Origin of the sequence: Microbacterium aurum (assembly GCF_016907815.1) — a bacterium.
Classification (GTDB): Bacteria; Actinomycetota; Actinomycetes; order Actinomycetales; family Microbacteriaceae; genus Microbacterium; species Microbacterium aurum.
Window position 1 is genome coordinate 2,460,177 of record NZ_JAFBCQ010000001.1, and the last position, 13,588, is coordinate 2,473,764.

General features: G+C 70.3%; 14 protein-coding genes. 11 read left to right on the plus strand and 3 right to left on the minus strand.

The features are described 5' to 3' along the window. Positions 1-42 precede the first annotated feature (42 nt). The 4 genes from JOD60_RS12135 to JOD60_RS12150 all read left to right on the plus strand — a co-directional run bounded on the left by JOD60_RS12135 (position 43) and on the right by JOD60_RS12150 (position 5,625). Positions 43-474, plus strand: coding sequence for a preprotein translocase subunit YajC (locus JOD60_RS12135; protein WP_076690840.1), 432 nt, complete (start codon positions 43-45; stop codon positions 472-474). A gap of 45 nt (positions 475-519) precedes the next feature. After that, on the plus strand, positions 520-2,274 hold the full coding sequence (gene secD / locus JOD60_RS12140) for a protein translocase subunit SecD (protein ID WP_076690841.1): 1,755 nt from the start codon (positions 520-522) through the stop codon (positions 2,272-2,274). Further along, positions 2,274-3,266 carry a protein translocase subunit SecF gene (secF, locus tag JOD60_RS12145; protein WP_076690842.1) on the plus strand — a complete coding sequence of 331 codons (993 nt, stop codon included), beginning with the start codon at positions 2,274-2,276 and terminating at the stop codon, positions 3,264-3,266. Before secD ends, secF begins: the two co-directional genes overlap by 1 nt. Before the next feature lie 91 nt (positions 3,267-3,357). Beyond that, on the plus strand, positions 3,358-5,625 hold the full coding sequence (locus JOD60_RS12150) for a RelA/SpoT family protein (protein WP_076690843.1): 2,268 nt from the start codon (positions 3,358-3,360) through the stop codon (positions 5,623-5,625). Here the strand turns inward: JOD60_RS12150 and JOD60_RS12155 are convergent. The 3 genes from JOD60_RS12155 to JOD60_RS12165 form a co-directional block, all read right to left on the minus strand. Then, on the minus strand, positions 5,612-6,160 hold the full coding sequence (locus tag JOD60_RS12155; RefSeq protein ID WP_232321607.1) for a type IV toxin-antitoxin system AbiEi family antitoxin: 549 nt from the start codon (positions 6,158-6,160) through the stop codon (positions 5,612-5,614). The two genes, JOD60_RS12150 and JOD60_RS12155, sit on opposite strands and share 14 nt — an antisense overlap. 108 nt (positions 6,161-6,268) lie before the next feature. Continuing rightward, positions 6,269-7,516: a DUF349 domain-containing protein gene (locus JOD60_RS12160; RefSeq protein WP_076692204.1), complete on the minus strand. Its 1,248-nt coding sequence runs from the start codon at positions 7,514-7,516 to the stop codon at positions 6,269-6,271. 362 nt (positions 7,517-7,878) lie between these two features. Further along, a complete protein-coding gene (locus JOD60_RS12165) occupies positions 7,879-8,178 on the minus strand; it encodes a dioxygenase (protein WP_076690844.1) in 300 nt (99 codons plus the stop codon). Positions 8,179-8,334: 156 nt separating this feature from the next. On the opposite strand from JOD60_RS12165, the gene JOD60_RS12170 reads away from it, so the two are divergent. From JOD60_RS12170 to JOD60_RS12200, 7 genes are all read left to right on the plus strand, one after another. After that, positions 8,335-9,597: a replication-associated recombination protein A gene (locus tag JOD60_RS12170; protein ID WP_076692205.1), complete on the plus strand. Its 1,263-nt coding sequence runs from the start codon at positions 8,335-8,337 to the stop codon at positions 9,595-9,597. A 203-nt stretch (positions 9,598-9,800) separates the two neighbouring features. Beyond that, the gene (locus JOD60_RS12175) at positions 9,801-10,697 is read left to right on the plus strand and encodes a tetratricopeptide repeat protein (RefSeq protein ID WP_076690845.1); all 897 of its coding nucleotides are present in this window, start codon (positions 9,801-9,803) and stop codon (positions 10,695-10,697) included. Positions 10,698-10,740: 43 nt separating this feature from the next. After that, complete coding sequence (locus JOD60_RS12180; RefSeq protein ID WP_076690846.1) at positions 10,741-11,280, plus strand: PadR family transcriptional regulator; 540 nt, start codon at positions 10,741-10,743, stop codon at positions 11,278-11,280. Next, positions 11,277-11,570 carry a hypothetical protein gene (locus JOD60_RS12185; protein ID WP_076690847.1) on the plus strand — a complete coding sequence of 98 codons (294 nt, stop codon included), beginning with the start codon at positions 11,277-11,279 and terminating at the stop codon, positions 11,568-11,570. The genes JOD60_RS12180 and JOD60_RS12185 overlap by 4 nt, the downstream gene beginning before the upstream one ends. Before the next feature lie 58 nt (positions 11,571-11,628). Next, complete coding sequence (locus JOD60_RS12190; protein WP_076690848.1) at positions 11,629-12,351, plus strand: DUF1361 domain-containing protein; 723 nt, start codon at positions 11,629-11,631, stop codon at positions 12,349-12,351. A 180-nt stretch (positions 12,352-12,531) separates the two neighbouring features. Then, positions 12,532-13,161: a 30S ribosomal protein S4 gene (rpsD, locus tag JOD60_RS12195; RefSeq protein WP_076692206.1), complete on the plus strand. Its 630-nt coding sequence runs from the start codon at positions 12,532-12,534 to the stop codon at positions 13,159-13,161. A gap of 95 nt (positions 13,162-13,256) precedes the next feature. Continuing rightward, a complete protein-coding gene (locus JOD60_RS12200; protein WP_198159047.1) occupies positions 13,257-13,541 on the plus strand; it encodes an ATPase in 285 nt (94 codons plus the stop codon). Positions 13,542-13,588: the final 47 nt, after the last annotated feature.

Consider the following 13,588-nt stretch of genomic DNA (forward strand, 5'->3'; position numbering starts at 1 on the left):
TCTTCTTCGCGTCGGTCGACGCGGTCCCGAAAGGTTGTACCGATGGATATTGTCCTGCTCGTCGCCATGGCGGCGCTGCTCGTCTTCATGTTCTGGAGCTCGCGTCGTCGTGCCAAGCGGATGAAGGACGAGCAGGAGGCGAAGGCGCGGGCGATGCTCCCCGGTGTGAAGGTGCTGCTGCAGGGCGGCCTGTACGGCACCCTCGTCGAGTACGACGGCGAAGACCTCTCCAAGTCGGCTCGCGTCGAGCTCGCCCCCGGCATGGAGGTCGAGGTCCACAGCCAGGCGATCCTCCGCGTCGTCGACGAGACCGAGGAGACGGTCACCGAGGACGAGTACCTCGAGGCCGAGGCCGACCAGGCGGAGTATGCCGCGGACGTCGCCGACGGCGAGGTCACCTCGATCAGCGACGACCGCGCCGCAGCCGACACCGCAACGGACAAGACCGAGCCCGGCGACAAGCCCCAGGCCTGACACCGCGCGTCTCGCACGCGGCTCCTCGAAGAAAGCGGACCCTCCGTGGCCACACCCACCCCTGTGCGTCATGCGTGGCGCGCACTGACGGGCCTTCTCGTCATCACCGCCGTCCTGTTCGGCATCAACGCCCTCGGCGTCTACGGCTTCGGCAAGAGCTCATGGGCACCCGAGCTCGCCCTCGACCTGCAGGGTGGAACGCAGATCATCCTGCAGGCCAAGACGCCCGACGGCGCCGCGCCGACGACCGAGCAGCTGAACCAGGCCGCCGTGATCATCCGGCAGCGCGTCGACGCGTCCGGCGTCGGCGAGGCCGACATCACGACGCAGTCCGGCAACCAGATCGTCGTGCAGATCCCCGGGCAGGCCGACGAGGAGACCCGCAACCGCATCGAGTCGGCCGCTCAGATGCAGCTGCGCGCCGTGCTGGCCACCACCGCCGCCAGCACGTCGTACGTCGGCGAGGACGGTTCGCCCACGCCGTACCCGACGCCCGACGCCGGTCTGGAGGCGACGCCCACCGTCGCGCCGACCGACGGCAGCGACCTCAACTGGATCACCCCGGCCCTGCAGGCCGAGTTCCTCGCGTACGACTGCGCCGACGAGGCGAACGACCCCGCCAACGAGCCGGCCGACCAGCCGCTCATCGCGTGCGACCCGACGGGGACCGCGAAGTACCTGCTGGGTCCGGTGGAGCTCGACGGATCCGCGATCACCGATGCCACCAACGGCATGAACACCCAGAACGGTCAGTGGGTCGTCAACATCACGTTCGACGACGCCGGCACGAAGATCTTCGGCGCGGTCAGCCAGCGTCTGTACGCCTTCACGCAGGCCGGCGACACCCCGCGCAACCAGTTCGCCTTCGTGCTCGACGGCCGCGTGATCTCGGCGCCGTCGATGAACGGCGTCATCCTCGACGGCAAGCCGCAGATCAGCGGCTCGTTCGATCAGGAGTCGTCGAAGGTCCTCGCCGACCAGCTCAAGTTCGGCGCGCTGCCCCTCAGCTTCGAGATCGTCAGCGACAACGCGATCTCGGCCACCCTCGGTTCGCAGCAGCTGCAGATCGGCCTCATCGCCGGTCTCATCGGTCTTGCGCTCGTCGCGCTGTACTCGCTGATCGTCTACCGCGCCCTGGGCTTCGTCATCATCGCGTCGCTGGGCGTGATGGCGGTGCTGACCTACATCACACTGTGCATCCTCGCGTGGCGGATGGGCTTCCGCCTGTCGCTCGCCGGCGTCGCGGGCCTCATCGTCACGATCGGCTTCACCGCCGACTCGTTCATCGTGTACTTCGAACGCATCCGAGACGAGCTGCGCGACGGCAAGTCGATCACCAGCGCCGTCGAGGACGGCTGGAGCCGGGCGAAGCGGACGATCTACATCTCCAAGTCGATCAACATCCTCGCCGCCGTCGTGCTGTACATCCTGGCCGACGCGACGGTGAAGGGCTTCGCGTTCACCCTCGGTCTCACGACGCTCATCGACATCCTCATCTTCATCCTGTTCACCCACCCGGTGATGCAGCTGCTCGCCCGCACCCGCTTCTTCGGCGGCGGGCACCCGCTGTCGGGGCTGGACCCCGAGGCCCTGGGCGCCGTCTACCGCGGCCGCGCGCAGTTCCGCGCCCCCGTGGACGCCTCCGTGGCGAAGGGCTCCGCGGCGCGGCGCGCGGGACGCTCGCGGGGTGAGGCGGAGCGGCGCCAGACGATCGCCGAGCGCAAGCAGGCCGAGCTCGCCGGCAAGAGCAGCGGCTCGTCGGCATCCGATGCCGGCTCCACGACGGAGGGGAACGACTGATGCGCTCCATGAACGAGCTCGGCAACGACCTCTACACCGGCAAGACCTCGTTCCCGTTCGTCGGCAAGCGACGGACGTGGTTCATCATCGCGGCGATCCTCGTGATCGGTGCGGCGCTGGTCCCGCTCTTCCGCCCGATCCAGTTCTCGATCGAGTTCACCGGCGGGTCGCAGTTCACCGTCAACGACGTGGCGAACCCCGACCAGGCCGTCGCCACCGAAGCGGTGCGGTCGGTCATCCCCGGCGCGACCACGAAGGTCACCACCATCGGCACGGATGCCGTGCGCGTCCAGACCGACCAGATCACCGAGCCGGAGAAGAGCGCCGCCGTCAAGACGGCACTCGCGCAGGCCTTCGACGTCAGTGAGGCCAACGTCAGCTCGTCCTTCATCGGTCCCAGCTGGGGCGAGGACGTCACGCGGCAGTCGCTGTGGGGTCTCGCGATCTTCCTCGCGCTGACCTTCATCATCCTGGCGATCTACTTCCGGACGTGGAAGATGTCGATCGCCGCGATCATCGGCCTCGTCGACGTGCTCGTCATCACCGTCGGGATCTACGCGCTGTTCGGCTTCGAGATCTCTCCGGCGGCGGTCATCGGCTTCCTCACGATCCTGTCGTACTCGCTGTACGACACGACGGTCGTCTTCGACAAGATCCGCGAGAACACCCGCGAGGACGGTGAAGGATCGGGTCGCACGTTCGGCGAGTCGGTCAACCTCGCCGTCAACCAGACGCTGATCCGCTCGATCAACACGACGGTCGTCGCGGCGCTGCCCACTGGCGCGATCCTGTTCATCGGCGCGCTGTGGCTCGGCGCTCAGACGCTCACCGACATCTCGCTGTCGATCTTCGTCGGAACGATCGTGGCGGCCTACTCGACCCTGTTCGTGGCGGCGCCGCTGTACTCGCTGCTGCGTGAGAACGAGCCCGCGCTCAAGGCGCGCGACGCCCGCGTGCTCGCCGCCCGCGAGCGCGCCCTGGCCGACGCGTGAGCATCGCGCCCGGCGCGCGAGCAGCGTCGGGCGCGCCGGGGCGTAGGCGCCCGGGTAGGATTGACGGGTTGATCAGGGCGGAGGTGAGCGGATGACACAGACGCCCGCTGCGTCCGCCCAGAACTCCCCGCAGAGCTCGTCCCTCCGCCGTCTGGTACCCCGGATCTTCTCCCGCGCTCCCTCGCGCAACGGCGTCGAACAGCTCGTCCGCACCGTCCGTACCCATCACCCCAAGGGCGACGTCTCGATCATCGAGCGCGCCTATCAGGTGGCTGCGGCCGCCCACGCGTCGCAGAAGCGGCAGAGCGGCGAGCCGTACATCACGCACCCCCTCGCCGTCGCCCAGATCCTCGCCGATCTCGGGCTCGGCCCGCGCGCGATCGCCGCGGCGCTGCTGCACGACACGGTGGAGGACACCGACTACAGCCTCGATCAGCTGGCCGCGGACTTCGGCGACGAGGTCGCCATGCTCGTGGACGGGGTTACCAAGCTCGACAAGGTCAAGTACGGCGACGCGGCTCAGGCCGAGACCGTCCGCAAGATGATCGTGGCGATGTCCAAGGACATCCGCGTGCTCCTCATCAAGCTCGCCGACCGGCTGCACAACGCGCGCACGTGGGGGTTCGTCCCTCCCGAGAAGGCCGCGAAGAAGGCGACGGAGACGCTCGAGATCTACGCGCCGCTCGCGCACCGCCTCGGCATCCAGGCCGTCAAGAGCGAACTGGAGGACCTGTCGTTCGCCGTGCTGCACCCGAAGCTGTACGCCGAGATCGACAGCCTCGTCAAGCAGCGCACGCCGCAGCGCGAGGAGTACATGCACTCCGTGATCGACGCGGTCGAAGAGGACCTGCGCGACCTCCGCATCCGCGGGCGCGTCATGGGACGGCCGAAGCAGCTGTACTCGGTGTACCAGAAGATGGTGGTGCGCGGCCGCGAGTTCGACGACATCTACGATCTCATCGGCATCCGCGTGCTCGTCAACAACGTGCGCGACTGCTACGCGGTCCTCGGCTCGATCCACGCCCGCTGGACGCCGCTGCCCGGCAGGTTCAAGGACTACATCGCGACCCCGAAGTTCAACCTGTACCAGTCGCTGCACACGACCGTGATCGGCCCCGGCGGCCGCACGGTCGAGATCCAGATCCGCACCAATGAGATGCATCAGCAGGCGGAGTACGGTGTCGCGGCGCACTGGAAGTACAAGGAGCGCATGGCCGGCGGCAAGCCGGACGCGAAGGCCGTCGACGCCGACATGGCGTGGCTGGCGCACATCTCCGACTGGCAGGCCGAGACGGCCGACCCGGGGGAGTTCCTCGACTCGCTGCGGTTCGAGATCGGCGCGAAGGAGGTGTACGTCTTCACACCGAAGGGCCGGGTGATCGGTCTTCCCGCCGGCGGCACGCCGGTCGACTTCGCGTACGCCGTGCACACCGAGGTCGGCCACCGCACGATGGGTGCGAAGGTCAACGGCCGGCTCGTGCCACTGGAGTCGGAACTGCACTCCGGCGACGTCGTCGAGGTGTTCACCTCGAAGAACCCGGATGCCGGGCCGAGCCAGGACTGGCTGACGTTCGTCAAGAGCACCCGCGCCCGCAACAAGATCCGCGGCTGGTTCACCAAGGAGCGTCGCGAAGAGGCCGTCGAGCAGGGGAAGGATGCCATCGCGCGCGCGATGCGCCGCCAGAACCTGCCGCTGCAGAGGCTGATGAACCAGGACTCGTTCACGGAGGTCGCCCACCAGCTGCGCTACGAAGACGTCACGGCGCTGTACGCCGCCGTCGGCGAAGGGCACATCTCCACCCAGTCGGTGATCGAGAAGGTCACGGCACTCGTGAGCTCGCAGGAGGACACCTCCACCGGCCCGATCGAGATCCCGCACGTCGGCCGGTCCAAGGCCCCGCGCGGCGGCGACTCCGGCGTCCTCGTGCGCGGCGCACCGGACATCCTGGTGAAGCTCGCCAAGTGCTGCACGCCGGTCCCCGGAGACGACATCGTCGGCTTCGTCACCCGCGGCAGCGGCGTGTCGGTGCACCGCGCCGACTGCACAAACGTGAAGTCGCTCAAAGACGACCCTGAGCGGATGATCGACGTCGCGTGGGCTCCGACCACCAAGAGCGTGTTCCTCGTGCACATCCAGGTCGAGGCCCTCGACCGGTCCGGTCTGCTCAGCGACATCACGCGTGTGCTCAGCGAGCACCACGTCAACATCCTCTCCGCGTCGGTGCAGACCACGAACGATCGACTCGCGCTCAGCCGGTACGTGTTCGAGATGGGCGACATCGTCCACCTCGACCGCGTCCTCAACGCGGTGCGCCGGATCGACGCGGTCTACGACGTGTACCGGGTCACGTCGTCCTGACTCGCGCCCGCAGGAAGCGCACCGCCGGTCGCTTGTAGTGGAGGGCGCCGCCCGCATCCAGCGCATCGGCCGTCGCCGCCGCGAGCTCCGGTCGCCACGCCAGCATCGCGTCGATCAGTGGCAGCGTGGCCTCGCCGGCGTGCAGGTCCCGCACGAGGTCCGCGAGCGTGCGCGCGGGCGTCGTCACCGCGACGCCCGTGATCCATTGCACGTCGGCGGGGGCGATCCGCTGATCCCGGTAGTCCAGCCGGAGGTCGCGCACGTAGTTGCCCCGACGCGGCGCCGTGCGCTGCACGATGTGCCGGGGCGGCGGGTCGGCGACGGCGCCGTGGATCCAGGCGGCGGAGGCCCGCGTCAGGGCGAGCGTCGCCGGGATGCGGGTGCGCAGCGATCCTGCGCGCAGTTCGCGCGTCTCCACGGCATCCGTCGGCATGTAGCCCTCGCCGATCTCGACGAGGTCGCCGTCCAGCCGCGCGGCGCTCAGCTCGGCCGCGGAGAGCCGCTCATCGGCGAAGTAGAGGAACGGCGAGGACATGCTGGCAGTGTCCCGCATCACTGTGCCGCCCGCGGGCGCGCTCAGCGCAACTGTGGACAACCCGGCGCGCGCCGACGCTGGGGAGAGGGCGATGGGGCCGGCGCGCGGTCAGCCGCCGAGGGCCTTCAGCCAGCTCTTGCGCGCCTCGAGCGCCTCGGTGGCCTTGGCGATGGCGTTCTTGTCCTTGGAGGCCTTGGCCTTCTCAAGATCGGCCTCGAGCCCCGCGATCGCGTCGCGCAGCTGCTGCGTCATGTCGTTCTGGCGCGCCTTGGTCTCGGGGTTGTTGCTCTTCCAGTCCGCGTCCTCACGGGCCTTCAGCCCCTGCTCGATCTTGCGCAGGTCGTCGTCGAGACCGCGCTCGGCCTCACGCGGGAAGATGCGACCGATCTCGTCCCAGCGACGCTGGATGCCGGTGAGGAGCGCCCGCGCCTTGGCCGTGTCCTTCTCCTTCGGCACCGCGGCCGCCTCGATCAGCAGCGCGCGCTTGGCCTCGATCTTCTCGCGGGAGGCTTCGGCGTCGGCCTGCTCACGCTCGCCGCGCGCGGCGTAGAGCGCGTCGCCCGCCGCCTTGAAGCGTGCCCAGAGGGCGTCGTCGGCCTTCTTGCCGGCTCGGCCCGCGCTCTTCCACTCGTCGAGGAGGGTGCGGTAGGCGCCGATGCCCTCTTCGCCCTTGCTGGCCAGCGCCTCGGCACGCTCGACGAGACGCGCCTTGGCGTCGCGGGCGGCGCGGTGCTGCTCGTCCATCCCGGCGTAGAACTCGCGACGGTGCTTGTCGAGCGTCGCGCGGGCGTCGCGGAATCGCTTCCACAGCTGCTGGCTGAGGCTCTTCGGCAGACGCGGGCCGCTCGCCTGGTGGCTCTGCCACCGGTCGAACAGCTCGCTCACCTCGGCGGTCGTCTGCTTCCACTGGATCGACTTGGGGTCGCGAGCGGCGATCGCCTCGATCCGCTCGACGAGCGCGGTGCGCTCGGCGACGGCGGCATCGACGGCGGCGCGCTGCGCCTGCGCCTCTTCGGCGGAGGCTTCGCGGAGCTCGGCCTCGAGCGCCGACAGCCGGTCCTCGAGGGCGGCCAGGTCGCCGACGGCAGCCGCGCCGGTGACGCGCTCGCGCACGGTCTTCGCCGTCGCGCGCAGGTCGGCGGCCGAGGCGCCGCCGCTGCGGTGGCGGGTCTCGAGGAGTGTCACCTCACCGGCGAGGTCGGCGTACTTGCGCTCGAAGTAGGCCAGCGCTTCGGCGGGAGTGCCGTCGGGGTACTGGCCGACGACGCGCCACTGGTCGCCCTCACGCACCGACACCGTGCCGTCATCGTCCACGCGTCCGAACGACGCCGCCGGTGCGGCCGAGATCGGGGCCACGGCGGCTCGGCGCGCGGGCGGGCGGGGAACGGGAATGCTGCGCGGTGACGGCGCGGGCGCCGGAGCGGCCTCGTCGACAGGTGCCTCTTCGGCGGGCGCCTCGGCCGCGGCCTCGTCGGCGGGGGCCTCCTCGGCGGGGGCCTCGTCCGGGGAAGTCGTGTTCGCCTCGTCGGTGAGGGCGTCGCCACCGGCGGCGACATCCTGCTCGACGGCCGTCTCGGCGGTCGCGTCGGCGGGGATCGTCTCGTCGGACGGGGGAGTGGAAGCGTCAGTCACGGGTAGCACCTCGTCGCGGCCCATGCGGCCTGGGGGTTCGGTCGGCATACAGCCTATATGCGGGCCCGCGGCCGACGCGGACGTCGTCAGGGGGTCGGCGCGGGTGATTCGACGGGGGCCGGCTCGGTCGTCGGTGCCGGCGTCGGCGCATCCGACGGGGTCGGCGTGGCGCTCGGGGATGGCACCGGGGCGCCCGGGCCGACGGTGTAGAAGGCGATCTGGCCGCCGATCACGGCGAGGATGAGCGCGCCGCCGGCGACGCCGGCGATGAGGTTGTCGCGACGACGGCGCGCGATGAGTCCCTGATGGAACTCCTGCCGCGCGCGGTACACCCGGGCGCGCTCCTGCTCGACGCGCGACTTGCTCCTACCTGCACCCGCAGCCACGGGACCTCCCTCGTTCCCGGCGATCCGGGGCCGGACAAAGCCTACGGCGCGGCGGTCGAACCGGACAAACGCGCCCGCGTCGGTGGTCGCGGATAGCCTGGACGGGTGGCATCGGCATCCGCTCTCTTCCAAGGTCAGACTCCGCTGGCCGTGCGGATGCGGCCCACGTCGCTCGACGAGGTCGCGGGGCAGGGGCATCTGCTGCGACCGGGGTCGCCGCTGGTCGCCCTCGCCGACGCGGCCGGGGCGGCGAAGACCGCCGTCTCGGTGATCCTGTGGGGGCCGCCCGGCACCGGCAAGACGACGCTGGCGCAGGCGATCGCCCGCACCTCCGGTCGCCGCTTCGTGGAACTGTCCGCCGTGACGGCGGGTGTGAAGGATGTGCGCGAGGTCATGCAGGAGGCGATGACCCAGCGTGATCTCTACGGCGCGTCCACCATCCTGTTCCTCGACGAGATCCACCGCTTCACGAAGGCCCAGCAGGACGCGCTGCTGCCCGGCGTCGAGAACGGCTGGGTCATCCTCATCGCCGCGACGACCGAGAATCCGTCGTTCTCGGTGATCTCGCCGCTGCTGTCGCGCTCGCTGCTGCTGACGCTGCAGCCGCTGACCGACGACGATCTGGGGCTGCTGATCGACCGCGCCGTCACCGATGCGCGTGGGCTCGCGGGGGCCGTCGAGCTGTCGCCGGAAGCGCGGACGGCGCTCATCCAGCTGGCTTCCGGCGATGCCCGCCGCGCCCTGACGTCGTTGGAGGCCGCGGCCTCGATGGTGGCGGACGACGGCGGCGCCGTCACCGCCGAACACGTGGCGCAGGCCGTCGACCGCGCGCTGCTGCGCTACGACCGCCAGGGTGATGAGCACTACGACGTCATCAGCGCGTTCATCAAGTCGATCCGAGGCTCCGACGTCGATGCGGCGATGCACTACCTGGCGCGCATGATCGAGGCAGGGGAGGACCCGCGGTTCATCGCGCGGCGGCTCGTGATCTCGGCATCCGAGGACATCGGCCTCGCCGACCCGCAGGCGCTCGTCATCGCCGTGGCGGCAGCGGATGCCGTGGCCTTCATCGGCATGCCCGAGGGACGCATCCCGCTCGCCGAGGCGACGGCCTATCTCGCGACGACGGCGAAGTCCAATGCCGCCTACGTCGCGATCGACGCCGCGATCGCCGACGTTCGCGCCGGCGGTTTCGGCCGCGTGCCGACGCACCTGCGCGACGCGCACTATCCGGGTGCCAAGCGGCTCGGCCACGGCAAGGGGTATGTGTACCCGCACGACCTCGAGGTCGGCGTCGCGACGCAGCAATATCTGCCCGACGAATTGCGTGGCCGGCGCTACTACGAGCCCACCGGGCGCGGGCTCGAGCGCGACATCTCCGCACGCGTCGAGAAGATCCGCAAGATCCTCGGGGACTGAGCCCCCGATCGGCACATCGCCGTGCTGGCGCGTCGCCGTGCTCACGCATCGATGTGCTGGCGCGTCGCCGTGCTCACGCCAACGGCAAGGGATCGTGCGCGACACGCCGGGCGAGACGGCGAAAGCGCGGCGTGTCGCTTCGAAGACCTTGCCGTTCGCCCGGTCATGCGCGCCGCGTGAGCCGCGGATGCGAGGATCGGACGATGACGACGGATGCCTGGGACGCGCGGTTCGACGACTTCTGGGACGGCGTCGAGCTCGACGACCCGACGGGCGCGCGGGCGCGACTCGAGGCGCTGCTGGCCGAACGCGGCATCGGCGATGCGCGCGCGTCGTATGAGCGCGGCTCCCTGCACGACTCGTTGGGGGAGGAGGATGCCGCCATCCCGCTGTACCGGGCCGCCCTCGCGGACGGTCTGAGCGATGACCTCCGCACGCAGGCGACGATCCAGCTCGCGAGCTCGCTGCGCAACGTGGGCGATGCCTCGGGCGCGATCGCGCTGCTGCGCGCCGTCCCGGCATCCGACCCGCTCCACGACGCCGCGCAGGCGTTCCTCGCGCTCGCCCTGCACTCCGACGAGAAGCCGACCGAGGCGCTCGCGCTGGCGCTGCGCACCCTGGCGCCGCACCTGCCGCGCTACCGCCGCGCCGTCGACGCGTACGCCGGCGAGCTCGTGAAGCTCGACCGCGTCCGCGTGATCGCCGTCGGGCTGCTCGTGCGGGACGGGTCGGTGCTGCTGGAGTCGTACCCCGCGAACGCCCGCCACGGCGAGTTCCTGCGCGCGCCCGGCGGTGGAATCTCCTTCGGCGAGCCGGCGGCGGTCGCGGTGCGGCGGGAGTTCGCCGAAGAGCTCGACGCCACGATCGATGACGCCCGGCTGCTCGCGGTCACGGAGAACATCTTCGACACCTCGAGCGGCCGCGGTCACGAGATCGTCCACGTGTTCGCGGTCGCCTCGGCGGGCCTCGCCGCCCTGCCCGCAGACGAGCGGATCGCCGTGCGCGACAGTCACACGACCGTCGGGTGGTACGAGATCGCCGCGCTGCGCGCCGGCAGCCTGCCGGTCTATCCCGCCGGCATCCTCGACCTGCTGCCCTGAGCGGGTGATGGCGCAATATCCCTCATAGGGATATGCTGACGGCGTGCACCACGTCATCCTCGGCCTGCTGCTGACCGGCCCGCTCTCGCTCTACGACGTGCAGAAGCGGTTCGCCGCCGGGCTCGCGCACTTCTACAGCTCCAGCTCGGGCAGCATCGAGCGGGCGCTGCGCACGCTCGTCACGGAGGGCCACGCCACGATCCATGACGATCCCGGGAGCGCCCGGAGACGCCGCGTGTACCGGATCACGCCGTCGGGCCGCGCGGCGTGGCGCGAGTGGATGCAGTCGCCAACTCCGGCCGGGGCGGATGCCGAGACGACGGCACTCGCGAAGGTGTTCCTGCTCGGGCGGCTCGAGGACGCGGGGGAGCAGGCGGCGGTGCTCGCGGGGATCCGGGCCGAGGCGGAGGGGGCGAGAGCGCGCCTGAGCGACCTCGCCGCCGCGCTGGACGCGCAGGCCGCCGAACTCGACGACGCCACGCGCACCGTCTACCGGCCGCAACGGGCGACGCTCGATTACGGTCTGCGCGCGCACGACACCCTCATCGCCTGGCTGCGCGAGCAGGAAGAGGCCATCGCATGACCCCCGCCGCGAAAGACCCGCGCCGCCGGTGGTACACGCTCGCGGCGATCGCGGCGAGCATCGTCGCGATCGTCTTCGCGACCGTCGGCGACGGCGTCGAGGTGGCGGATGCCGACGGCCCCCGCCGCGTCATCGTCGACCTCGGGCATCAGCTCGTCTGGGCGCTCCTCGCCGGCGCCTTCGCCGTCGCCGCCGTCCGCAACCGGTGGGGGCGCGTCTCGCAGACCCTCGCGGTCGCCGCCGGCATCCTGTATCTGCTCTTCCTGTTCGCAGTGTTCCTGTGGCCGTGACCGCGGTGTACCTCGTCGCGTCGCTTTCCTGAGCGGGCCGCTGTGTCAGGCTGGACGCATGTCGGCCCTCGTCCTCGGTGCCGTCGCGGTGGTGCTCCTGAACCTCTACGCGGCGATCCTCGTCGTGCTGCGCTCGCGCGTGTACGGCGTGGCGCTGTACCGACCCATGCTGGTGAACATCGGGCTGTCGTTCCTGCCGGTGCTCCTGGCGCTCGTCTTCGGCGTCGGGCTCGTCGGGATCGTGCCGGCGATCAGCAGCACGGCGCAGTCCGCGATCGGCGCGGGAACGCTGGTCGTCTGGATCTATCTCGTCGTCGCGACCGTCCTCTGGCTGCTGCTGTTCCCGAACTCGGTGTACCTCATCACGGAGCTGAACTTCAGCCATCGCGCCGAGAAGACGCCCGTGCCGCTCTGGTACGACATCGTGCAGACGCTCGCGCTGACGCTCTCCGGCATCGCCAACGCCGTGCTGAGCCTCGCGGTCGTGCAGACGATGTTCATCCTGATGGTCGACCCGCCCTCCGGCGGCGTCCCGGCGAGCAGCTGGACCTTCGCCGGCGTCGTCATCGTGCTGGGTGCCGTGGGCGTGTACCTCGGCCGCTACCTGCGCTTCAACAGCTGGGATGTCCGGCACCCCGCATCCATGCTCCGCAAACTCGTCGCGCATCTGCGTCAGCGCGGGAAGGCGCTCGAGGCGGGCGGGTTCGTCCTCACCCACGCCCTGCTCATCGCACTGCTGTACGTGCCGCTGTTCTCCCTCGCGTGGACAGCGCTCCTGTGATCGCGCGGCGCCGAGAGGGCGTCTGTTAGACTTGAGCGGCTCGAAACCGAGTTTTCGGGCATCCCCTCTCTTCTTGACCGACCTTCCGGCATGCCCCGGCGTGCAGTCCGGACCGGGCGAGGAGAGGCGATACGTCCGCGAGTCGTGACAGTCACGACCGCGTCAGGAAAGGACAACTTCGTGGCTACGAAGTCCCAGGACCGCCGCAAGGTGCGTCTGTCGCGCGCCCTCGGCGTCGCGCTGACCCCCAAGGCAGCCAAGTACCTCGAGAAGCGCCCCTACGCTCCCGGTGAGCACGGTCGCACCAAGCGCAAGCAGGACAGCGACTTCGCCGTCCGCCTCCGCGAGAAGCAGCGTCTGCGCGAGCAGTACGGCATCCGCGAGAAGCAGATGCGCAACACCTTCAACGAGGCCCGCCGCAAGGACGGCCTGACGGGTGAGAACCTCGTCGAGCTGCTCGAGATGCGTCTGGACGCGCTCGTGCTGCGCGCCGGTTTCGCCCGCACGACGGCGCAGGCCCGCCAGCTCGTCGTGCACCGTCACATCCTCGTCGACGGCCAGCTCGTCGACCGCCCCTCCTTCCGCGTGAAGCCGGGTCAGACCATCCACGTCAAGCCCAAGAGCGAGGCGCTGGAGCCGTTCCAGGTCGCCGCTCTCGGTGGCCACGCCGAGGTCCTGCCCCCGGTTCCGGGCTACCTCGAGGTCGAGCTCGACAAGCTGCACGCGAAGCTCGTGCGTCGTCCCAAGCGCGCCGAGGTGCCCGTCACGTGTGACGTGCAGCTCGTCGTGGAGTACTACGCGGCGCGCTGAGCGTTTCGTCTCGCTGCCCTCGCTCACCGCGCGGGGCAGGAAGGGCGTCGGGGTCTCCCCGGCGCCCTTCGGCGTTTGCACCTAACATGGAACCCATGAAGAACGTCGTGTGGTTCGTGCTGGGACTCGCCGGTGGTTTCGTCGCCGCCCACCTGGTCAACAAGGACCCGCGCGGCCACGAAGTGCTCGCCGAGGTCGATGCCCGCATCACGGAGTTCACCGACCGCATCGGCGAGGCCTACCGGGCCCAGGAGGCGAAGATCGACGGCATCGCCGCCGACGTGAAGGATGCCGCCGCCGGCGCCTTCGACGCGGCGAAGGATGCCGCCGCAGACGCCGTCGAGGCCGCGAAGGACACCGCGGCGAAGCTCGCCGACTGACCCAGATCGCATGGCGCCCGGCACGGGCGCGGCGGTCATGCATGCCC